This window comes from Sulfuricurvum sp. IAE1 (assembly GCF_004347735.1).
Classification (GTDB): Bacteria; Campylobacterota; Campylobacteria; order Campylobacterales; family Sulfurimonadaceae; genus Sulfuricurvum.
Genome location: NZ_SLTI01000063.1, coordinates 157501 through 177695 on the forward strand (window position 1 = coordinate 157501; position 20195 = coordinate 177695).

Below are 20195 nucleotides of genomic sequence, written 5' to 3' on the forward strand. Positions count from 1 at the left end.
TATGCTAAAATGGCGCAATTTTTTATGCACAGGTTGTAGCCATGTTTGATGAAATCCAATTCGACCGGATTAAACGCCTTCCCAAATATGTATTTGCCGAAGTAAACGAACTGAAAATGGCGCGTCGCCGCGCCGGCGCCGACGTCATCGATTTTAGTATGGGGAACCCCGACGGAGACACCCCCGAGCACATCAGAGAGAAACTGATCGAATCGGCCCAAAAAACGAAAACGCACGGCTATTCGGTCTCCAAAGGTATTCCCAAACTGCGTCAGGCGATCTGCGACTGGTACAAACGCCGCTACGACGTCGATCTCGACCCCGAAACCGAAGCGGTCGCGACGATGGGTTCCAAAGAGGGTTACGCCCACCTGGCATACGCGATCACCAACCCCGGCGACGTCGTCGTCGTCCCCGATCCGACCTATCCGATCCATTCATATGCGTTTATCCTCGCCGGCGGTAACGTACAGAAAATGGAACTGCCCTTCGACGAAGACTACAAAGTGGACGAAGACCTCTTTTTCGAGCGTCTGGAGCAGGCGTTTCACGTCTCTTTCCCCAAGCCCAAATACGTCGTCGTCAATTTCCCGCACAATCCAACGACCGCGACCGTGACGCCCGCGTTTTACACCCGTATCGTCGAGATGGCCAAGCGCGAGCGTTTTTACATCATCAGCGACATCGCTTACGGCGATATTACGTTTGACGGCTACGCAACCCCTTCGATTCTTGCGGTTCCGGGAGCAAAAGACGTCGCGGTCGAGAGTTTCACCCTCTCCAAAAGCTATAACATGGCGGGGTGGCGCGTCGGTTTCTTCGTCGGAAACCCAAAACTGATCGGCGCGTTGCAGAAAATCAAAAGCTGGCTGGATTACGGGATGTTTACCCCGATCCAGGTTGCGGCGACCGTCGCGTTGCAGGGAGATCAGAGCTGCGTCAAGGAGATCGTGGAAAAATACGATCATCGCCAGGATGTCCTGCTCGAAGCGTTTAACCGCGCCGGGTGGCCGATCCGCCGTAATCAGTCGTCGATGTTCGTCTGGGCCCGCATTCCCGAATGTGCCCGCCATATGGGAAGCCTTGAATTCTCCAAACGTCTCCTCGTCGAAGCGAACGTCGCGGTGGCTCCGGGGATCGGATTCGGCGATTACGGCGACGAGTACGTCCGTATTGCGTTGATCGAAAACGACAAACGGATCCGCCAGGCGGCGAAAAACATCAAGCATTTTCTCCAGTCGCTGGGCTGCAAGGGTGGCGAGTGACCCGTGTCGGCGTAATCGGGGTCGGGACGGTCGGCCGCTCCGTCGTTGAAATTCTCGAAGAGAACCGTTCGATTATCACCGCCCGTTCAGGGGAAGAGATTGTGGTCAAAAGCGGTGTCGTACGCAACCCCGAAAAAGTTTCAGACCTCTCAATCGCGATATCGCAAAATCCCGACGATATTCTCGACGATCCCGAAATCGACATCGTCGTAGAGTTGATGGGGGGGGTTGACCTGCCGCTGCAGGTAGTCCAAAAAGCGCTTCGTAACGGCAAAGCGGTTGTCACGGCGAACAAGGCGCTGCTGGCGTACCACCGTTACGCGCTCCAGGAGATCGCGGGGGACATCCCGTTCGAATTCGAAGCGAGCGTTGCGGGGGGGATACCGATCATCAACGCGCTGCGCGACGGTTTATCTGCGAACCACATCCTCTCAATCACCGGGATCATGAACGGCACGTGCAATTTTATGCTGACCAAAATGATGAACGAAGGGGCGGCGTTTGAGACGGTACTGGCCGAAGCGCAGGCCCTGGGGTATGCCGAGGCCGATCCGACGTTCGATATCGGCGGCTTCGATGCGGCGCACAAGCTGCTGATCCTCGCGTCGATCGCGTACGGTATCGACGCGAAACCCGAGCAGATGCTGATCGAGGGGATCGAGGGGATCACACAGGCAGACATCGCATTTGCCAAAGAGTTCGGCTACACCATCAAACTTCTCGGGATCGCCAAACGCGACGGTAACGAGGTCGAACTGCGCGTTCATGCGGCGCTGGTGAGCGAAGAGGCGATGATCGCGAAAATCGACGGCGTGATGAACGGCATCAGCGTCGTCGGCGACCGTGTCGGCGAAACCCTCTATTACGGTCCGGGTGCGGGCGGAAACGCGACGGCGAGCGCGGTGGTGGCCAACATCATCGATATTGTACGCTCGGGCAAACGATCGCCGATGCTGGGATTCAACCATCCGCTCGAAGAGGGGCTCCGCCTAAAATCCAGTGATGAAATCCGCTCCAAGTATTATTTGCGCCTGCGGGTGTCGGACAAACCCGGGATTCTGGCCCAGATCACCCAACTCTTCGCCGATCACGCGATCTCTATCGAAGCGGTGATTCAGCGCCCCTGCCAGAAAGAGTGCGCCCACCTATTGTTCGCGACCCATGAAGCGACCGAACGCTCGATCCGCGAAATGATGCTCCGGCTTGAAACGCTCTCCCCGGTTCTTGAAGCTCCGTTTATGATACGGATCGTATAAGCGGAGCGCTCCGCTCCCCTCTTCTTTTCCACCTTAATAAAAATTTAACATAAATTAATGTAACATACGCGTCCACTTTGCACACTCGGACACACAGGTTGAATGTTTCTCACTGTGTTTGACGCAGTCAGAAGTATTGGTGAGGTTTCGACCCACCTACGAGGGCAAGTGACCTAAATGAACGGAGCCTACCGATGAAAGTACGTTCTTCAGTGAAGAAAATGTGCGACGATTGCAAAATCATCAAGCGCAAAGGGGTAGTTCGCGTAATCTGCAAAACCCCAAAACATAAACAAAGACAAGGATAAGCATGGCACGTATTGCTGGTGTAGACTTACCTAAGAAAAAACGGATCGAGTACGGTCTGACCTATATCTACGGGATCGGACTTCATACGTCTCGCAAAATTTTGGATGCGACAGGGATCGATTACAATAAACGTGTATACGAACTCTCAGAAGACGAAGCGGCAACTATCGCCAAAGAGATCCGCAACAGCGGTATCGCGGTTGAGGGGGACCTTCGTAAAGAAGTCGCTATGGATATCAAAGCGTTGATGGACCTGGGTTCATACCGTGGTCTTCGTCACCGTAAAGGTCTTCCATGCCGCGGACAGAAAACGAAAACCAATGCACGCACACGCAAAGGTAAAAAGAAAACTGTCGGCTCGGCCACAAAGTAAGGGATTAGTGTATGGCAAAAAGAAAAGCAACCCGTAAAAAAATCGTTAAAAAGAATATTGCCAAAGGTATCGTGCATATCCTGGCTTCATTCAATAACACCCTCGTAACCGTCACCGACGAAATGGGGAACATGATCGCATGGAGTTCAGCAGGAAGCCTTGGTTTCAAAGGTTCTAAAAAATCGACTCCGTTCGCTGCGCAACAAGCAGTCGAAGCGGCAATGGAAAAAGCTATGGTCCACGGAATCAAAGAAGTGGGAATTAAAGTTCAAGGTCCTGGTTCAGGACGTGAAACTGCAGTTAAAAGTGTCGGCGCTATCGAGGGCGTACGCGTTTCTTTCATGAAAGACGTTACTCCTCTGCCACACAATGGATGTCGTGCGCCTAAGCGCCGTCGCGTGTAAGGAGGTTTGTAATGGCAAGATATAGAGGACCCGTAGAAAAAATCGAAAGAAGATTCGGAGTAAGCCTTGGACTTAAAGGTGAACGCCGTCTAGCAGGTAAAAGTGCCCTTGACAAACGTCCGTACGGACCTGGCCAGCATGGTCAGCGCCGCACTAAAATCTCAGAGTACGGTACACAGCTTCGCGAAAAACAAAAAGCGAAATTCATGTACGGTCTGAGCGAAAAACAGATGCGTTCACTGTTCGCCGAAGCGAAACGCCGCACGGGTAACACCGGTACCAACCTGGTAATTCTCCTTGAGCAGCGCCTTGACAACGTTGTCTACCGCATGGGCTTCGCGACAACTCGTCGTTTCGCTCGCCAGCTGGTCAACCACGGCCACATTCTGGTAGACGGAAAACGTGTTGATATCCCTTCTTACCGTGTAAAACCGGGCCAAAAAGTGGAAATTCACGAGAAAAGCAAAAAGAACAACCAGATCGTTCGTGCGGTTGAATTGACTAACCAAACCGGCCTTGCTCCATGGGTTGATATCGACCAGGACAAAGTTTTCGGTATCTTTACACGTCTTCCTGAGCGTGAAGAAGTTGTGATCCCTGTTGAGGAACGTCTAATCGTCGAGCTTTACTCGAAATAATCATTAAAGAAAGGGCGCTCAGCATGAAAAAAATTAAAACATCACCGCTTCTTCCGAAAGAGTTTGTCGTCGAGCAAATCAACGCGAACGAAGCGAACATTATTGCCTATCCGTTTGAAACCGGTTTTGCGGTTTCACTCGCCCACCCACTGCGCCGCTTTTTGCTCAGCAGTTCCGTGGGATATGCTCCGATCGGAATCAAAATCGAAGGGGCAAAGCATGAGTTTGACTCAGTACGCGGGATGCTCGAAGACATTTCGGATTTCATCATCAACCTCAAAGGGGTACGTTTCAAACTGAAAAACGGCCTCAAAGAAAAAGAGATCACCTACAGTTTCGCAGGCCCTTGCGAAATCAGTGGACGCGATCTGGACAATGATGATGTCGAAGTGGTAACGCCGAACGCGTTTTTGGCCACGCTGAACGAAGATGCGAATCTGAACTTCACGGTCAAAATCCATCAGGGTATCGGATACGTTCCGAGCGAAGACGTCCGTGATATGCTGGGTGAAGGTTTCATCGCGCTCGACGCGTTCTTCACACCGGTACGCCGCGCGACCTATTCGATCGAAAACGTCCTTGTCGAAGACAACCCTAACTTCGAAAAAGTGATCATCAACATCGTAACTGACGGTCAGATTACCCCGGTTGATGCGTTTAAAAACGCATTGGAAGTGATGTACGCTCAAATGGCTGTATTCAACAGTGAAGTGAGCATCAAAGCTCCTGCCGTGTCTGAGCGCGCCGACGAGCATCCCGAACTCAAACGTTTGGGCGCACGTATCGAAGAACTCGGGCTGAGTGCCCGCAGTTTCAACTGTCTGGACCGCTCGAACATCAAATACATCGGCGAAATCGTCATGATGAGCCAGAATGATTTGAAAGAGGTTAAAAACCTCGGTAAAAAATCGTTCGAAGAGATTTTGGAAAAAATCAATGAGTACGGTTATACCGTCGGTCAAGAATTGAGCGATGACCTGGTCAGCGCGATCAAAAAGAAAATTGAAGCTGAATAAGCTTAGAAAACAAGAGGAAGTATCTTATGAGACATCGTCACGGATACCGCAAACTCGGTCGGACAAGCGCGCACCGCGCTGCTTTGTTGAAAAACCTGAGCATTGCGTTGATTGAAAACGGCAAAATCGAAACGACTTTGGTGAAAGCCAAAGAACTCCGCTCTTTCGCGGAAAAACTGATTACAACCGCACGTGCGGGTGACGCAAACGCGCACCGCGCCATTTTCGCGGTTCTTCAGAACAAAGAAGCGACAAAAACTCTGATGAACGAAGTCGCTCCCAAATACACCGAGCGCAACGGCGGTTATACCCGTATCGTTAAAACTCGTATCCGCCGCGGTGACGCTACGCCGATGGCATACATTGAACTCGTATAACGAGTTCAATACCCACCCGCTTAAATCGAGCTTCGCTCTAAAACTATCACAATGCTATTAGTCCTTGTTTAGCCCTTTTTTCCTATTATAATAGACACTTTATTATCCCGTGTATCAAAGGCATGCAAACAATGATTCCATTTACCGATGAAGAATTAATCCAGCCGGTCAGCCGCGTTATCGACAAAATCAGACCTTCTCTTGCCCTTGACGGAGGGGATATCGCCTTTTTGACCGTTAAAAACGGAACGATTTATGTACAGCTTCAGGGAGCGTGTGTCGGTTGCGCCAGCAGCGGAAACACGTTAAAGTACGGCGTAGAGCGTCAGCTCCGTATGGATATCCATCCTGAACTGGTGGTGATTAACGTTCCGCACGGGATGGAAAATCAGATCGACGCATTATAATTTCACGGCGTATGTCGATATAGTATTAAACTTCAGGAGGGATTATTTATGAAAACGATCCAACTATCCAAAACCCTCGGACAAGCCAACGACTATTTTCTCGCAGGACAGTATTCGGATGCGCTCAGAGAATATTCTCTGGCCCTCAAAGATTACCCTGACTGTAAAGAAGCCTATAACGGCGCCATCCTCGCCGACATGGCGATGGGCGGTGAAGCCGGAGCCGAGGCGCTTTTTGATTATTACACCATTTTACGCAGCGAAGATGCCGAACAGGCGGACATTGTCATTTCCGAGATTCTCGAAACGATGGACGGGACACTCGAACAGCTTTCCGGCCTATTCGACGAAACAATCAAGCAGCGTCTGGCGTACGAAGACGGCATTATGTACAACGAGTTCAAGGAACTGGTGAAAGACGACAGCGATTTTAACCGTATTTTCGAAAACATCATGTTCTCAACCCGTGTTATCATTACGGAAAAAGAAGATTTCGTCGATTTTTTGGACAATCTGATCGATCACGGATACAAAGAGATGGCATTAAGCTACCTTGAAAGCGCCCTGGGCGTCTATCCGAACGACCGGCAGTTGCGCAATCTCCTTCGACGGCTTGCCAAAGGGAAAAATCTTGAAAATTGAAGTCAATACGCCGGAATTTCGCTATATCAGCGAAAACTCGGCGGAATGCGGCAGCGACTGCGCATTCGTCCTCACCAAACAAAACGAAAAATACGCCGAAGACGCCCGAAGCAAAGGTGCGGCGGCATTCATCACACCGAGCGAAGCGTGGAATCTTCTGCGGCTGGAACGGATCAAGGTTGTCGGTATCACCGGTACCAACGGGAAAACGACGACCGCAAGCGCCATCTATTCGTTGCTCCTTGATCTGGGGCACAAAGCGGCGATGCAGGGGACGCGCGGTTTTTTCATGAACGATGCGCCGGTCGAGGGGAAAACACTCACGACACCTACCGTTCTCAATACCTACCGCCATATGCTCGAAGCGATCGGCGAAGGGTGCGAATATTTCGTCATGGAGGTGAGCTCACACGCGATCGAACAAGAGAGGATCGCGGGGATAGGGTTCGAACTGAAAATCCTCACCAACATCACGCAAGACCATCTCGATTACCATGAGAGTCTTGAAGAATATGTCCGGATCAAAAATCTTTTTTTTGCCGACGAAGCGAGAAAACTGATTAACAAAGACGAACCCAAAGCGCAGTTCAACATCAAAAACGCCTATACCTACGGTGTCGAAAACCCAGCGACGTACAAGATCGTTGCTTATTCCCTGAACAACGGCGTCAGCGGCGTGTTGAAACATTTTGAAGAGCTTGTGACGTTCGAATCTTCGCTGCACGGTTTTTTTAATCTTTACAATATCACAGCGGCGATGGCGGCAGTCCATCTGGTGAGCGGCGAAAGCCTGGAAAAAATCGCCGAAGCCCTGGAAAATTTCGGCGGGGTGAGCGGACGGATGGAGGTGGTCAGCACCGATCCCCTCGTTATCGTCGATTTCGCCCATACCCCCGATGGAATGGAACAGGTGCTGGGAGCGCTGAAGGAAAAAGAGGTTCTGGTTGTTTTCGGCGCCGGTGGGGACCGAGACCGCAGCAAACGCCCCCTTATGGGACGCGTCGCGTCGGCATACGCCAAAAAACTTTACGTTACCAGCGACAATCCCCGTTTCGAAGATCCCGATGCGATCATAGAGGATATCTTGGCGGGTATCGAGGACAAAAGCAACGTCTATGTTGACGTCAACCGGCGCAACGCGATTGCCCAGGCCCTTCGCGAGCGAAGCGGGGATGAAGTGGTACTCATCCTGGGCAAAGGGGACGAAACCGCGCAGATCATCTACGACCAGCACCTTCCTTTCGACGACCGCGTTGTTGCGCGGGAACTTTTGGAACAAAGGTAACACTCGACTAAAATACCCCTTAAAAGGTAGAGTTGCGTAACAGAGCTTAATCTCTGCACGCCGATTTTGGCTATAATGCCGATACTATTTTCCGGTGCGGAATGCACCGCACTATTCAAGGAGGGTTCGATGGGTATCCCACAACCGGCTTTTTATATTTTCAAATGCGAGCAAAGCTCCCCTCCGGGTATGCCCAAACCAAGCTGCGTGAATCCCCAGACACAGGATATTTTCCAGCATTTGGCGCAGACGTTGATGCAAAAAGGGCTGATCGCGACGGTCCAGCCGATCCGTACGTCGTGCATGAACCGCTGTAACGTGGGGCCTGTAATGCTCGTTGAACCCGGCCACGTGATGTACGCTGGGCTGACCAAAGAGAAAATCAACGAGATCATCGACCGCCATATCATCGGCGGCGAAGTCGTGCAGGAGTACGTGATCCCCGCCGAGTTGTGGGATGCACCGATTACCCCTGCGGACATGATGAAGCAGATGGGTCGTTAAAACGATGCTGATCGAAATGCTCTACAGCAAAATTCACCGTGCGACGGTGACCGATGCCAACCTCAACTACGTCGGTTCGATTACGATCGACGAAGAGCTTCTCGAGGCTTCCAAAATGCGCGTCGGACAGAAAGTCGAAATCCTCAACATCAACAACGGTGAGCGGTTTTCGACTTACGTAATCCTCGGTGAACGCGGCAAACGGGATATCTGTCTCAACGGCGCCGCAGCGCGAAAAGTCCACAAAGGGGACAAAATCATCATCGTCGCCTACGCCACCTATAACGACGCTGAGCTGGAAAACTACAAACCCACCGTCGTGCTGGTCGACGACGAAAACGGCATTACCGACATTATCGAGAAGATCTGATGTTCGGCAATCTCTCAGAGATGGGGAAGATGTTCGAAGCGCTCCAGTCGCAGGCTAAAGCGATGGACGAAGAACTCTCCGAACGCCGTTATACGATCAAAAGCGGCGGCGGAATGGTCAAGCTTACCCTCAACGGCAAAGGGGAAGCCCTCGATCTGGAAATCGACGATTCGTTACTTGAAGATAAATCTTCCCTCCAAATTATTCTCCTCTCGACGATTTCAGATGCGTACAAAATGGTCGAAGACAATAAAAAACAGCATGCCCTCGGCATGCTCGGAGGGATGAACCCGTTTACGAAATAAACGGGATAAAAGCTCCGGGATGGTACAATTTCGCCAAAAAAGGGGAAAGGTAGCGGGTCATGGAAGCGTTTGAAGCCTATCTGTCGGCACATCTCCCCTCCGCTGCGAGTTTTCATCCCCATTATGAGCTTTCATTACGCCAGATGCTTCAGGGGGGAGGAAAGCGGTTTCGTCCCGCATTGCTGCTGGGTGTCGTGCGCGCGTTTAATCCTCTGATGGTAGAGAGTGCCTATCCCGTAGCCCTTTCGCTTGAGCTGCTTCATACCTATTCGCTGATACATGACGATTTGCCCGCTATGGACAATGCCGATCTGCGCCGTGGGATGCCGACGTTGCACACGACGTACGATGAAGTAAGCGCTATTCTTGCGGGCGATGCGCTCAATACCTATGCGTTCGAGGTACTCTCCAACGCACCGCTGAGCGACCGTGTCATCGTCAAGCTGGTGCGCGAACTTTCCGCCAGCGGAGGAGCCTCGGGGATGGTGCTGGGACAGGCGATCGACTGCTATTTTGAAAATACTCCGCTGGACGTGGAGCAGGTCCGTTTTCTCCATATTCACAAAACGGGGAAATTGATCGCCGCGTCGCTTAAAATGGGGGCCATCGTGGCCGGCCGCGACGATATGGCCGACCGGCTCTACGATTTCGGGATCGATCTTGGGTTGCTGTTTCAGATTCAAGACGACATTCTCGACGTCACGATGAGCAGCGAAGAGGCGGGCAAAACGACGAACAACGATTCGGCAAAAAACAGTTTCGTGACACTGCTTGGTTTTGATGAGGCGCTGGCGCAGGCGGATGAGCTTGCGCGCAAACTGCTGGAACGGATGGAGAGTTTTGATGAGAGTTTACGGCGTGAGCTCTCACCAACACTGGTCCACTACATTAATCGACATAAGGAACAACTATGAGCAATGCAATGCGTCAAAAAATGGCGGATACGATCCGTTTTTTAGCCGCCGATATGGTACAGCAGGCCAATTCGGGCCATCCCGGAGCCCCGATGGGCCTTGCGGACATTGCAGTCGTCCTCTCCGAACACCTGAATCACAATCCGAAAAATCCTAAATGGCTTAACCGGGACCGTCTGGTCTTTTCCGGCGGTCACGGGACAGGGCTTATCTATTCGCTCTATTATCTTTGGGGATACGGCCTGGAGATGGACGACCTCAAATCGTTCCGCCAGCTCGATTCCGCGACTCCGGGGCATCCCGAGTACGGTCATACGGCCGGGGTCGAGATTACGACCGGACCGTTGGGGCAGGGTGTCGCGAATGCCGTCGGATTTGCGATGGCGGCCAAATACGTCGGCCATAAAGTCAATTCCGAAACGGCCGCATTGATCGATCACAACGTCTATTGTCTCTGCGGCGACGGTGATCTCGAAGAGGGGATCAGCTACGAAGCGTGTTCGGTTGCGGGGCATCTTGGGCTGGATAACCTGATCTTGATTTACGATTCCAACCGGATCACCATTGAAGGATCGACGGAACTGAGCATCAGCGAAAACATCCGCGGCCGGTTCGAATCACAAAACTGGGCGGTTCTTGAAATCGACGGGCACAATTTCGACGAGATTGACGGTGCGATCACGCAGGCCAAGATGATGAGCCGTCCGGTACTCATCATCGCCAACACGGTGATCGCCAAAGGCGGCGATAAACTGGAGGGTTCACACCACTCTCACGGGGCTCCCCTGGGACACGACGTCATCAAAGCGGCCAAAAGCGCCGCCGGGTTCGATCCTGAAAAAACCTTCCATGTCGATGCGGACGTACTGGAGCGTTTCCGCTGTGCGATCGAAAAAGGGGACCTCGCCGAGCGCGAGTGGAACCACCGGCTCAAAGAGCTTCCACTCTCGGAACAGAACGAAGCGTACGAGCAGCTGATCAACCCCGATTTCAGCCGCATCCAGTGGCCGACGTTCGAAAAAGCCGATGCGACACGCAACACCAACGGGATCATCCTCAACGCTATCGCCAAAGCGATCCCGGGATTCCTTGGCGGATCGGCCGATCTGGGGCCTTCGAACAAAACCGAACTTTCCAACATGGGTGATTTCCCCAAAGGGAAAAACATCCATTTCGGCATCCGCGAACACGCCATGGCCTCCATAACGAACGCAATGGCGCTCTACGGCCCCCTGATGCCGTTTTCGGCGACGTTCTTCGTCTTCAGCGATTACCTAAAGCCTTCCGCCCGTATCGCGGCGCTGAGCGGCATCCAGCACTTTTTCGTCTGGACGCACGACAGTATCGGTGTGGGGGAAGACGGCCCGACCCACCAGCCGATCGAGCACCTGAGCCAGTTCCGTTCATTGCCGAATTTTTATGTTTACCGCCCTGCGGACGGGAACGAAAACGTCAAGTGCTGGCAAAAAGCGCTCCAGATGAAAAATGCCCCCTCGGCTTTCGTCTGCTCCCGCCAGAACCTTCCCCTCCTTCCCTCGGCGGCAAAAGGGGAGGTCGCGAACGGCGGGTATTTGCTGATCGAAAAAGCGGACGCGACGGTGACGCTGATGGCTTCGGGCTCTGAAGTTGGTCTTGCCCTCGAGACTGCGCAATTGCTCGAATCGAAAGGTGTGGCCGCCAATGTCGTCAGCGTTCCGTGCTTCGACCTGCTTCTCGAACAGCCTCAAAGCTACGTCGAGTCGATCATCAAACCTTCGACCAAAAAAGTGGCGATCGAAGCTGCCCGAGGCCTGGAGTGGTACCGTTTCGCCGACACCGTCGTCGGAATGGAGAGCTTCGGCGCCAGCGCTCCGGCGGATAAACTGTTCGAGCGTTTCGGATTTAGCGCCGAGGCAATCGCTTCCAAAATTTAAATTCCGCCTCGGCTGAGGCAAGCTTCAGTGCCATAGCGGCTAGTGTAGCCAAAGGGATCGTAACCTTTTGGCGCTTCAAAAGGTTATAGATGCACGATTCCCCCGAATATTTAGAGAAAAAACGTTTTTTCGATTCACTGGTGACGCTGTACGGCCGTAACGTAGCCGTCGAGGTACTTCGCGACGAATCGGTCGAAATCCACAAACTCCACCTTTCCAAAAGCAACCGGGTCGACGAAACGATCAGGGAAATCGTCGATTTAGCCGAAATGCGCGGGGTGGAGATCAAATACCACACCAAAGAGGCGTTGTCGCGCATCTCCAAAAACAGCGCTCAGGATCAGGGGGTCGCCATCGACGTCAAGGCGCTCAATTACCGGAGTGCATCGCAGATACAGAGCGATTTTTCGGGTTCGTTCCGCCTTCTTGCGCTTGATGGGATCAACAACCCGCAGAACTTGGGGATGATTATCCGCTCCGCCGCCGCCAGCCGTATCGACGGCATCGTCCTGCCCAAGAAAAATTCCACCAAGCTCTCACCGCTGGTGATGAAAGCAAGTGCGGGGACACTGTTCAAAATCCCGATCTATTACTGCGATACCCTCGCTGAGATACTCGGATTGCGGGAGACGGCGTTCATTACCCTCTCCTCCCATGCTAAAGACGACATCCATTCGCTCAAGATTCCTGAGAGGGCTGTTTTTGTGCTGGGGAACGAGTCCGAAGGGGTCAGCGATGCGGTGATGAAAGCGTCGACGCACAGTGTGTCAATCCCGATGCACCGGGGTGTTGAGTCGCTCAATGTGGCCGTAACGGCGGGGATCGTCAGCTTCCTGCCATAAGATTGTAGGGGCGTGCTATCGCTTCGATCACTTCAGCGACGCTCATGTGCCGGCTTTTTCTGAGGAACTCTTTTCCCTGGAAAAAGACAAGGACCGTAGGGATGGCAAATACGCTGAAGTGCGATGCGATCTCCGGCGTTTCGGAAATATCGATGCTTTCAATAACAAAAGCCGGGAATTCGTCCATCACGGCTTCGGAGAGTTTGGGTTTGAGGGCATGGCAGACGTTGCAGCCGGGGGCGCTGAAATAGAGCATGACCGCGTCGTTGTGATGCAGGGTATGGTGGATCGTATCGAGTGTTTGCATGAGGGGATTATAATGAAATTTTTCCGCGCTTACGTTGAAGTGACCAATATATGCGGGCTTGCATGCAGTTTCTGCCCCCCGAAATCGCAGCCGAACACAACGATGCCGCTCCCGTTTTTCAGGGAGGTTTTGAAACAGCTCAGAGGCCGCACCGAAGAAATCGCTTTGCACGTCATGGGCGATCCTATGGTGTTGTCCAACCTCGATGCGTATTTGGACGAAGCCCATACGCAGGGATTTCGGGTCATGATTACGACGAGCGGATTTTATCTTGACCCCGATCGACGCTCGATGCTGCTTCATCCTTCGATCCGGCAGATAAACGTATCGCTAAACAGTTTCAACAAAAACAGTGCGGGTCGAAGTTTCGAGGAATACCTCGAGCCGATATTGGCCCTGTGCGACGACAAAGCGGACAAAAGAAGCGATATGTTTATCAATCTGAGGCTTTGGAACCTGGAGGGAACAGAACGGGATGAGGCTTTCAACGCCCGGCTGTTCACCAGACTCGAAGGACATTTCGATCTCGAAAGCGGCCATATTGTCCGCCATGCGAGCGGAGAACGCCAGAGTATCCGAATGGCGTCCAAGGTGCTGCTCCATTTCGACCGCTATTTCGAGTGGCCCGCCCTCAGCAACCCCGATGCGGGAGACGGCTACTGCCACGGTCTGCGTTCGCAGATCGCGGTACTCTCAGACGGCAGAGTCGTCCCCTGCTGCCTGGACGGGGAGGGGGTGATCGATTTGGGTAACCTGCACGAGACAAATTTGGATAGAATTCTCTCATCGAAACGCGCCCTGGCGATTGCTTCGGGATTCGAAGACGGGAAAGCCGTTGAAGAACTGTGCCGGAAGTGCACCTACAAAAAACGATTTGACAAGGAGTAAACATGATTGAAAACCTGCTGGAATCGATCAACAATCGTGTCGCTCTGTATAACGAAGGGATTGACGAAAACGTCCACATCTACGAAATCGCGATCCTTCTTAAAAACCTTCACGACGAAGACGAAGAACTCTATACCCAAACGCTTGAGACCCTTCCCAAAGAGATTTTGGCGGAAGTCCTTTTGGAAATGCCTCAGCAGCATATGGAAGAAGCCTACGAACAACTGGGGGCCGAAGGGCTTGCCAACCTGGCTTCCGAGCTTGATACCGACGATGCCGCCGACCTGATCCAGCACATCGAAGAGGTCAATGAAGAGCTGGCCGAAGAGGTCCTCTCGAAACTTCCCGAAGAAGAGCGGGCCACGATCGAAACCCTCATTTCGTACGACGAAAACGAAGCGGGTGCGTACATGCAGACCGAATTGTTTGAAGCTCGGGCGGATGAAAGCGTCGGCGAATCGATCAAGCGATTACGGGCGATGAAAGCCGAAGAGCTGATCGATAACGTCCATCAGGTTTTTATCGTTGACAAGCACCGTCGACTCATCGGCGCGATTTTGCTCGAAGACCTGATCCTTCATGAGCCCGACGAAATGTACCGCGACATCATGCACGACGGTCACAACACGGTGCATGTGCATGCGCACGATCCCATCTACGATGTTGTTGAAGTGTTTGCCAACTATAACCTCAACACCCTTGCGGTTGTCGACGATAACCAGATATTGCTGGGGCGTATCACCGCCGACGACATCCACGACGTTATGGAAGAGCGGGCTACCGAACAGATTTATCACATGGCGGGGGTCAACGAAGACGCTGAAGAGGACGAAGAATTCTGGAGCATCGGGAAAACCCGCGCGATCTGGCTGGCGATCAACCTTGTCACCGCAATCGCCGCATCGGTGGTGATCGGGATGTTCGACGCGACCATCGAAGCGATCGTCGCGCTGGCGATTTTAATGCCGATCGTGGCGTCTATGGGGGGAAATGCCGGGACGCAGACGCTTACCGTAACGGTGCGTAAAATCGCACTGGGCGAGATTGAGGGGAAGGAAGCCTATACGACCGTCAAGCGTGAGGTGTTGCTGGCGTTGTTTAACGGGTTTATTTTCGCCCTTGTCATCGGCGCGGTCGCCTATTTATGGTTTAAGATACCCCTTCTTGGCTTAGTAATTGCGTTATCGATGATAATTAATCTTTTCTTTGCGGGATTTTTTGGTACACTAATTCCACTGGGGCTGCGGCGCGCCGGAATCGACCCCGCAATCGGATCGACCGTTATTCTCACGACGGTGACCGACGTTGTCGGCTTTTTAAGCTTTTTGGGGCTTGCAACCCTCATATTATTATAAGGATCGGAATTGGACAGGCGAGTACGCTATTTTATCGAGGATTACTGGGATATTTTTATCGGGGTGGTCTCGATAGCGTTGGCATTCGTTTTTCATCTTCAGCACGAGTCGTCACTGGCGACCCTTTTCGCCGCGATCGGTATTGCGGCCCTTTCGCTTACGGTGGCTGAGGTCGCCGACATTCTCTCCGAACGTCTGCAGGAACCTTACGGCAGTTTTGTCCTTACTTTCAGCGCGGTTGCAGTCGAGATTATTCTGCTTTACGTCATTTTGCTGGAGGTGAAACACTCTCCCGAAGTGCTTGAAACGGTTAAGGGGGGGATTATTTCGGCGGTCATCGTCGACTTGAACGTCCTTTTGGGACTGGCCGTCTTTTTGGGCGGATTGGCCTTTACGCAGCAGCAGCATAACAAAGAGACTTCCAGTACGTACAGTACCGTTTTATTCGTCTCTTCTTCGGCGCTGCTGGTCCCCGGGCTGCTCAGCCATACCGAACACGGCGCGGATGCGCTGACCCATGTCAGTCACCTTATCGCGGGTGTGCTGCTGCTCTTTTACATCATTATTTTCATTTTTCAGACACGGACCCACACCCATTTTTTCAAAGCGACGGCACGGAGCCGTTTTTTCCGGCTTAAACGCAAACTCCAAGAGCACGACGGTGAAATCGACGAGAGTGAATCGACCGATTATATTTTCGAGCATATGAGCACGGCGCTCAATTTTATCGCGATCTTTTTCTTTATCGCGATTATTGCGTTCGGTGCTGAGATTTTTGCCGGGGATGGGGTAGCGGTTGCCAAACAGTACGGCATTTCGGCCGGGCTCGCGGGGCTTGTCATTGCGATCATCAGCGTCAGCCCGGAGATTTTTACCGCGGTGCGGGCCGCGCGCAACGACCAGATACAGAGGGTTGTCAACATCGCCATGGGGGCTTCGACCGTATCGATTATCCTGACGGTGCCGATTCTGATGATGCTGGCCTATTTCAGCGGGATCAACCTGACCCTCGATTTCAACCCGCTGCAGATCGGGGCGCTGCTGTTGACGATCCTGCTGGTATGGAAAACGACCGACGAAGGGGAGACGAACTATTTCGAAGGGGCGTCGCACCTGATGTTTTTCATCAGCTACGCGATCATCGCCGCATACTACTGATGGTTATCCTGTTCGCACCCAGTGAGGGAAAACGTCCGGGAGGGACGGGCGAACCTCTCAGTCCGGGCTCGCTCCTTTTCCCCGAACTTTATTCCCGCCGCCTCGAAATGATCCGGCTCTACGAAGCGGTCGTGAGCCTGGGCGACGAAACGGCCCTTTCGGAACTGTTCGGACTCAAAGACGCCGGTGAATTTGATCGTTACAAAGTGCCGTTCGCGCAAGCGGCGACGATGAAAGCGATCCTTCGTTACGACGGGGTGGCGTACGATTATCTCGATTATCCGACACTCGATCCGTACGCACAGGAATACATCGACCGGCATGTAATCGTTTTTTCCAACCTGTTCGGGCCGATCGGTGCGGGTGATTCCATCCCCGATTATAAACTCAAACAGGGCTCCGCGATCGGGGAGGCCGCGCCGGAAACGTTTTACCGAAAGCATTTTGCCGAGGCGCTGGACGAGTTGATCGGAGAACGCGAAGTGCTCGACATCCGCGCCGGGTTTTATGACAAGTTCTATGTCCCGAAAAGCAGACCGGTGACGATGAAGTTTCTAAAAGAGGGAAAAGCACTCAGCCACTGGGCCAAAGCGTACCGGGGGAAAGTACTCAGAGAAGCGGCTATAAGCCGCCCCGAATCGGTAGACGAACTCCTCTCACTCGACATCGAGGGGCTGAGACTCGAAGAAATCCGCGAGACCAAAAAGTCCAAAGAGATCGTTTACTCCATTTGTTGAAAATCTTTCATCGAAGTCTTGACAATCGGCATTGAAATGACTATAATTGCAGCTCCATTTCGCCTAATGCCGGTTTAGCTCAGTTGGTAGAGCAACTGATTTGTAATCAGTAGGTCGGGAGTTCGAGTCCCCCAATCGGCACCATGTAGAAATCGGAACGCATTACATTTATCAGTGTTAGACCAGATTATGGCCGTGGTGAGATACTCAAGTGGCCAACGAGGGCAGACTGTAAATCTGCTGATTTTTATCTTCGAAGGTTCGAATCCTTCTCTCACCACCATCTGCGGGAGTAGCTCAGTTGGCTAGAGCGTCAGCCTTCCAAGCTGAATGTCGCGAGTTCGAGTCTCGTTTCCCGCTCCACTGGGAGCTGAAGTACAACCATAATACTACTTCAATCATTACCTTAAAACTGTAAAAATAGTTTTTAAGCTTCCAAATACGAACGTATCATTGTTTATGCTCACGTGGCTCAGGGGTAGAGCACTTCCTTGGTAAGGAAGAGGTCGGCGGTTCAAATCCGCTCGTGAGCTCCAGTAATATTTTTGTAATATTTGAAAGCTTGAAAGCTATTTCAGCTGTTTTTTGGTATAATTCCAATTTCATTTACACATTCAGTCGGAGGACACAATGGCAAAAGAAAAGTTTACGCGTACTAAACCACACGTTAACATCGGTACAATCGGTCACGTTGACCACGGTAAAACTACTTTGACAGCTGCTATTACAGCTGTACTCGCAGTAACAAACGGTGCTGCTATGATGGACTACGATCAGATCGACAACGCTCCTGAAGAGCGCGAGCGCGGTATTACGATCGCTACATCACACGTTGAGTACGAAACAGACAAACGTCACTATGCGCACGTTGACTGTCCTGGTCACGCCGACTACGTTAAAAACATGATTACGGGTGCTGCTCAGATGGACGGCGCTATTCTCGTTGTTTCTGCAGCAGACGGCCCGATGCCACAAACACGTGAGCACATCCTTCTTTCAAAACAAGTCGGTGTTCCTTACATCGTTGTTTTCATGAACAAAGAAGATATGGTTGACGACGAAGAACTTCTTGAGCTTGTTGAAATGGAAATCCGTGAATTGCTCAGCAACTACGACTTCCCAGGTGACGATACTCCAATCGTAGCCGGTTCTGCACTTCGCGCTCTTGAAGAAGCGAAAACTGGAACACTCGGTGAGTGGTCTGCTAAAATCCAGAAGCTGATGGCTGCGGTTGACGAGTACATCCCTGAGCCTACTCGTGAAACAGACAAAGATTTCTTGATGCCTGTTGAAGACGTTTTCTCAATCTCTGGACGTGGTACGGTTGTAACTGGTCGTATCGAGCGTGGTGTTGTTAAAATCGGTGACACTATCGAGATCGTCGGTCTTCGCGACACTCAGACAACAACCGTTACTGGTGTTGAAATGTTCCGTAAAGAAATGGAGCAAGGTGAAGCAGGTGATAACTGCGGTATCCTCCTCCGCGGTACGAAAAAAGAAGATGTTGAGCGTGGTCAGGTTCTTTGTAAGCCTAAATCAATCACTCCTCACACAAAATTCGAAGCTGAAATCTACGTACTGAGCAAAGAAGAGGGTGGACGTCACACTCCATTCTTCAACGGTTACCGTCCTCAGTTCTACGTTCGTACAACGGACGTAACAGGTGCGATCACTCTGCCAGAAGGTACAGAGATGGTTATGCCTGGTGATAACGTTAAAATCAATGCCGAACTGATCCATCCGATCGCGATGGAAGAAGGTACTCGCTTCGCGATCCGTGAAGGTGGACGTACTGTCGGTGCAGGTGTTGTTTCTAAAATCCTTGCATAATTTCTTCCGGTCCGCGGACCGGATTTAAAGGTTAACCATGCGTGAAAATATTCACTTGGCTTGTGAAAAGTGCACACGCCGCAACTACCACACAAGCAAAAACAAAAAGACTCACACTGAAAAATTTTCAGTGAAAAAGTTTTGCAAATTCTGCCGCGAACACACCGTTCACAAAGAAGCGAAGCTTTAAGTCCTTTCCCTTCGGGGATTCAACCATAGGTCAGTAGCTCCAATGGTAGAGCGCCGGATTCCAAATCCGATGGTTGGGGGTTCGAATCCCTCCTGGCCTGCCACCATTTTCGACTAATAGTGCTTGAGAGCTTTATTCGTTGGAAATGTCCCAAGGATACAATGATGAAAAACACGTTGAGCAATTACATCCACAGCGCTAAAATGGAACTGGCGAAAGTCATTTTCCCGACGAAACCACAAGTTCGTCAGGCGTTTATCGCGGTACTGGTCGTTGTCACGTTTGTCGTTTTGTTCCTTGCGTTGGTGGACTTCATCATGTCATCAACCGTTTCGGCAATTTTGAGTTAAGGAAAGAACATGGCACATCGTTGGTACTCGATTCAAACGTATGCCGGCAGTGAGCGAAGCGTCAAAGCGGCGATCGAAAACATCATTGCCGAAAATCATCTCGAAGACGTAATCACCGAAGTCATCGTTCCGACCGAAGACGTCATCGAAGTTAAAAACGGTAAAAAGAAAATTTCTGAGCGTTCTTTGTACTCGGGTTACGTGTTCGCGAACATGGATCTGAGCATCGACCTTCAGCACAAAATCCAGTCTCTGCCGCGCGTTGCGGGATTTATCGGGGAAGCGAATAAGCCGACTCCGCTCAGTGACAGCGACATCAAAGTCATCCTCGACCGGGTAACGAACCGCTCGGCGCCCAAACCGAAGGTTTTCTTCGACAACGGCGAAATGGTACGTATCGTGGACGGTCCGTTTGCGAACTTTACCGGTACCGTGGATGAATACGATCTTGAGCACGGTACGTTGAAACTCAATGTTTCAATCTTCGGCCGAAGCACTCCGGTCGACATTTCGTATACTCAAGTCGAAAAAATCATTTAATCTCAAAAAAAGGAAGCACA

At 51.8% G+C, this 20195-nt stretch carries 26 protein-coding genes and 5 tRNA genes; 30 read left to right on the plus strand and 1 reads right to left on the minus strand.

Annotated features, from left to right (window positions below; all coding sequences use genetic code 11):
• The first annotated feature begins 41 nt into the window (after nucleotides 1–41).
• From E0765_RS11965 to E0765_RS12045, 17 genes are all read left to right on the plus strand, one after another.
• The gene (locus tag E0765_RS11965; RefSeq protein WP_132813462.1) at nucleotides 42–1265 is read left to right on the plus strand and encodes an LL-diaminopimelate aminotransferase; all 1224 of its coding nucleotides are present in this window, start codon (nucleotides 42–44) and stop codon (nucleotides 1263–1265) included.
• Nucleotides 1262–2521 carry a homoserine dehydrogenase gene (locus tag E0765_RS11970; RefSeq protein WP_132813463.1) on the plus strand — a complete coding sequence of 420 codons (1260 nt, stop codon included), beginning with the start codon at nucleotides 1262–1264 and terminating at the stop codon, nucleotides 2519–2521. Before E0765_RS11965 ends, E0765_RS11970 begins: the two co-directional genes overlap by 4 nt.
• A 194-nt stretch (nucleotides 2522–2715) precedes the next feature.
• Nucleotides 2716–2829, plus strand: a complete 114-nt coding sequence (gene rpmJ / locus E0765_RS11975; protein WP_015654591.1) for a 50S ribosomal protein L36 — start codon at nucleotides 2716–2718, stop codon at nucleotides 2827–2829.
• A 2-nt stretch (nucleotides 2830–2831) separates the two neighbouring features.
• Nucleotides 2832–3203 carry a 30S ribosomal protein S13 gene (gene rpsM, locus E0765_RS11980; protein WP_132813464.1) on the plus strand — a complete coding sequence of 124 codons (372 nt, stop codon included), beginning with the start codon at nucleotides 2832–2834 and terminating at the stop codon, nucleotides 3201–3203.
• Nucleotides 3204–3214: 11 nt separating this feature from the next.
• A complete protein-coding gene (gene rpsK, locus E0765_RS11985; protein WP_037945820.1) occupies nucleotides 3215–3607 on the plus strand; it encodes a 30S ribosomal protein S11 in 393 nt (130 codons plus the stop codon).
• Between the two features lie 11 nt (nucleotides 3608–3618).
• The gene (rpsD, locus tag E0765_RS11990) at nucleotides 3619–4245 is read left to right on the plus strand and encodes a 30S ribosomal protein S4 (RefSeq protein ID WP_132813465.1); all 627 of its coding nucleotides are present in this window, start codon (nucleotides 3619–3621) and stop codon (nucleotides 4243–4245) included.
• 23 nt (nucleotides 4246–4268) lie between these two features.
• Complete coding sequence (locus E0765_RS11995; protein WP_132813466.1) at nucleotides 4269–5261, plus strand: DNA-directed RNA polymerase subunit alpha; 993 nt, start codon at nucleotides 4269–4271, stop codon at nucleotides 5259–5261.
• Nucleotides 5262–5287: 26 nt separating this feature from the next.
• Nucleotides 5288–5638, plus strand: a complete 351-nt coding sequence (gene rplQ / locus E0765_RS12000) for a 50S ribosomal protein L17 (RefSeq protein WP_132813467.1) — start codon at nucleotides 5288–5290, stop codon at nucleotides 5636–5638.
• 131 nt (nucleotides 5639–5769) lie between these two features.
• Nucleotides 5770–6045 carry a NifU family protein gene (locus E0765_RS12005; RefSeq protein WP_132813468.1) on the plus strand — a complete coding sequence of 92 codons (276 nt, stop codon included), beginning with the start codon at nucleotides 5770–5772 and terminating at the stop codon, nucleotides 6043–6045.
• Between the two features lie 48 nt (nucleotides 6046–6093).
• Entirely contained in the window at nucleotides 6094–6687 is a 594-nt protein-coding gene (locus E0765_RS12010) for a tetratricopeptide repeat protein (RefSeq protein WP_132813469.1), read from the plus strand.
• A complete protein-coding gene (locus E0765_RS12015; RefSeq protein ID WP_132813470.1) occupies nucleotides 6677–7972 on the plus strand; it encodes a UDP-N-acetylmuramoyl-L-alanyl-D-glutamate--2,6-diaminopimelate ligase in 1296 nt (431 codons plus the stop codon). The genes E0765_RS12010 and E0765_RS12015 overlap by 11 nt, the downstream gene beginning before the upstream one ends.
• A 129-nt stretch (nucleotides 7973–8101) precedes the next feature.
• Complete coding sequence (locus E0765_RS12020) at nucleotides 8102–8476, plus strand: ferredoxin (protein WP_132813471.1); 375 nt, start codon at nucleotides 8102–8104, stop codon at nucleotides 8474–8476.
• Nucleotides 8477–8480: 4 nt separating this feature from the next.
• Nucleotides 8481–8846: an aspartate 1-decarboxylase gene (gene panD / locus E0765_RS12025; RefSeq protein ID WP_132813472.1), complete on the plus strand. Its 366-nt coding sequence runs from the start codon at nucleotides 8481–8483 to the stop codon at nucleotides 8844–8846.
• Nucleotides 8846–9151: a YbaB/EbfC family nucleoid-associated protein gene (locus E0765_RS12030; protein WP_132813473.1), complete on the plus strand. Its 306-nt coding sequence runs from the start codon at nucleotides 8846–8848 to the stop codon at nucleotides 9149–9151. The genes panD and E0765_RS12030 overlap by 1 nt, the downstream gene beginning before the upstream one ends.
• 59 nt (nucleotides 9152–9210) lie before the next feature.
• Nucleotides 9211–10065 carry a polyprenyl synthetase family protein gene (locus tag E0765_RS12035; RefSeq protein WP_132813474.1) on the plus strand — a complete coding sequence of 285 codons (855 nt, stop codon included), beginning with the start codon at nucleotides 9211–9213 and terminating at the stop codon, nucleotides 10063–10065.
• Nucleotides 10062–11978 carry a transketolase gene (tkt, locus tag E0765_RS12040; protein ID WP_132813475.1) on the plus strand — a complete coding sequence of 639 codons (1917 nt, stop codon included), beginning with the start codon at nucleotides 10062–10064 and terminating at the stop codon, nucleotides 11976–11978. The genes E0765_RS12035 and tkt overlap by 4 nt, the downstream gene beginning before the upstream one ends.
• A gap of 89 nt (nucleotides 11979–12067) precedes the next feature.
• Nucleotides 12068–12820: an RNA methyltransferase gene (locus E0765_RS12045; RefSeq protein ID WP_132813476.1), complete on the plus strand. Its 753-nt coding sequence runs from the start codon at nucleotides 12068–12070 to the stop codon at nucleotides 12818–12820.
• Here E0765_RS12045 and E0765_RS12050 read toward each other — a convergent pair.
• The gene (locus E0765_RS12050) at nucleotides 12804–13127 is read right to left on the minus strand and encodes a co-chaperone YbbN (RefSeq protein ID WP_132813477.1); all 324 of its coding nucleotides are present in this window, start codon (nucleotides 13125–13127) and stop codon (nucleotides 12804–12806) included. The genes E0765_RS12045 and E0765_RS12050 overlap by 17 nt on opposite strands.
• Before the next feature lie 12 nt (nucleotides 13128–13139).
• Here E0765_RS12050 and E0765_RS12055 point away from each other — a divergent pair, with 12 nt between their 5' ends.
• From E0765_RS12055 to nusG, 13 genes are all read left to right on the plus strand, one after another.
• Complete coding sequence (locus tag E0765_RS12055; protein ID WP_132813478.1) at nucleotides 13140–14015, plus strand: radical SAM/SPASM domain-containing protein; 876 nt, start codon at nucleotides 13140–13142, stop codon at nucleotides 14013–14015.
• Between the two features lie 2 nt (nucleotides 14016–14017).
• On the plus strand, nucleotides 14018–15370 hold the full coding sequence (gene mgtE / locus E0765_RS12060) for a magnesium transporter (RefSeq protein ID WP_132813479.1): 1353 nt from the start codon (nucleotides 14018–14020) through the stop codon (nucleotides 15368–15370).
• 9 nt (nucleotides 15371–15379) lie between these two features.
• Nucleotides 15380–16528 carry a calcium:proton antiporter gene (locus tag E0765_RS12065; RefSeq protein ID WP_132813480.1) on the plus strand — a complete coding sequence of 383 codons (1149 nt, stop codon included), beginning with the start codon at nucleotides 15380–15382 and terminating at the stop codon, nucleotides 16526–16528.
• On the plus strand, nucleotides 16528–17265 hold the full coding sequence (locus E0765_RS12070) for a YaaA family protein (RefSeq protein ID WP_132813481.1): 738 nt from the start codon (nucleotides 16528–16530) through the stop codon (nucleotides 17263–17265). Before E0765_RS12065 ends, E0765_RS12070 begins: the two co-directional genes overlap by 1 nt.
• Before the next feature lie 68 nt (nucleotides 17266–17333).
• Nucleotides 17334–17409 (plus strand) — tRNA-Thr (locus tag E0765_RS12075).
• Between the two features lie 53 nt (nucleotides 17410–17462).
• Nucleotides 17463–17548, plus strand: a tRNA-Tyr gene (locus E0765_RS12080).
• A 3-nt stretch (nucleotides 17549–17551) separates the two neighbouring features.
• Nucleotides 17552–17628 (plus strand) — tRNA-Gly (locus E0765_RS12085).
• A gap of 98 nt (nucleotides 17629–17726) precedes the next feature.
• Nucleotides 17727–17801 (plus strand) — tRNA-Thr (locus tag E0765_RS12090).
• 94 nt (nucleotides 17802–17895) lie between these two features.
• The gene (gene tuf, locus E0765_RS12095; RefSeq protein WP_132813482.1) at nucleotides 17896–19095 is read left to right on the plus strand and encodes an elongation factor Tu; all 1200 of its coding nucleotides are present in this window, start codon (nucleotides 17896–17898) and stop codon (nucleotides 19093–19095) included.
• A gap of 37 nt (nucleotides 19096–19132) precedes the next feature.
• Complete coding sequence (gene rpmG, locus E0765_RS12100) at nucleotides 19133–19285, plus strand: 50S ribosomal protein L33 (RefSeq protein WP_132813483.1); 153 nt, start codon at nucleotides 19133–19135, stop codon at nucleotides 19283–19285.
• Between the two features lie 27 nt (nucleotides 19286–19312).
• Nucleotides 19313–19388: transfer RNA gene (locus E0765_RS12105), tRNA-Trp, on the plus strand.
• A 61-nt stretch (nucleotides 19389–19449) separates the two neighbouring features.
• A complete protein-coding gene (secE, locus tag E0765_RS12110; protein ID WP_132813484.1) occupies nucleotides 19450–19635 on the plus strand; it encodes a preprotein translocase subunit SecE in 186 nt (61 codons plus the stop codon).
• 9 nt (nucleotides 19636–19644) lie between these two features.
• Nucleotides 19645–20175: a transcription termination/antitermination protein NusG gene (nusG, locus tag E0765_RS12115; protein ID WP_132813485.1), complete on the plus strand. Its 531-nt coding sequence runs from the start codon at nucleotides 19645–19647 to the stop codon at nucleotides 20173–20175.
• The last annotated feature ends 20 nt before the right edge of the window (nucleotides 20176–20195 follow it).